This is a genomic window from Neisseria sp. P0009.S007, assembly GCF_051962515.1.
The window spans coordinates 1-908 of record NZ_JBQCVF010000651.1 but is presented as its reverse complement, the minus strand read 5'-3'; the positions used below and the strand labels follow the sequence as shown (position 1 = coordinate 908).

Annotated in this window: 1 protein-coding gene; it reads right to left on the bottom strand. The window is 49.2% G+C overall.

Features of this window, described 5'->3' with window-relative positions; genetic code table 11:
* On the bottom strand, positions 1 to 908 hold a 908-nt coding region (locus ACTHS3_RS15435; protein WP_440368430.1), incomplete at both ends, for a TerC family protein.

Here is a 908-nt window from a genome sequence, read left to right as displayed (position 1 = left end):
GTGTACACCAAAGAAGTCAGGATGGATGCACCCAGTGCGCCGAAGACGACGGACAGGGAAATGGAAATCGGGATATGCACCCAGTGCATAATCAACATCTTGATACCGATAAAGCTCAACACGAAAGCCAAGCCGTATTTGAGGAAAATAAAGCGTTCGGCAAAATCCGCCAGCAAAAAGTACATGGCGCGCAGGCCTAAGATGGCAAAAATGTTGGAGGTAAGGACGATGAACGGGTCGGTGGTGACGGCAAAAATAGCGGGAATGCTGTCCACGGCGAAGATGACGTCGCTCAATTCGATCATAATCAATACCAGTAAAAGCGGCGTAGCGATGCGTTTGCCGTTTTCAAGGGTAAAGAATTTTTCACCGTCAAACTGTGGGCTGGTCGGGATGACTTTTTTGAGCAGGGTCAGGATTTTGTTTTGGGAAAGGTCTTCCTCTTCTTCCGATTCGGGTTTCATCATGTGGATGCCGGTATAGAGCAGAAATGCGCCGAAAAGGTAGAGAATCCATTCGAATTGCTGTACCAGTGCCGCGCCGATGAAAATCATGATGGCGCGCAGGACGATGGCGCCGAATACGCCATAGAGCAGGACGCGGTGTTGGAATTTGGGTTCGACTTTGAAATAGCCGAAAATCATCAGGAAAACGAAGATGTTATCGACGGCAAGGGATTTTTCAAGCACATAGCCGGTGAAGAATTCGAGGACTTTTTCTTTGGCGACAACGGCCCCATAAGTCGGGTTGCCCGCCAGTTCAAAATAGAGCCAGCCTGCAAATGCGCAGGATACGGCCACCCAAATGCCGCTCCAGGCGAGGGCTTCTTTAATGCTGACTTTGTGGGCGCCGTTTTTTTTCAGCGATACCATATCGATGGCGATCATGATTAAGACGGCAATAAAGAA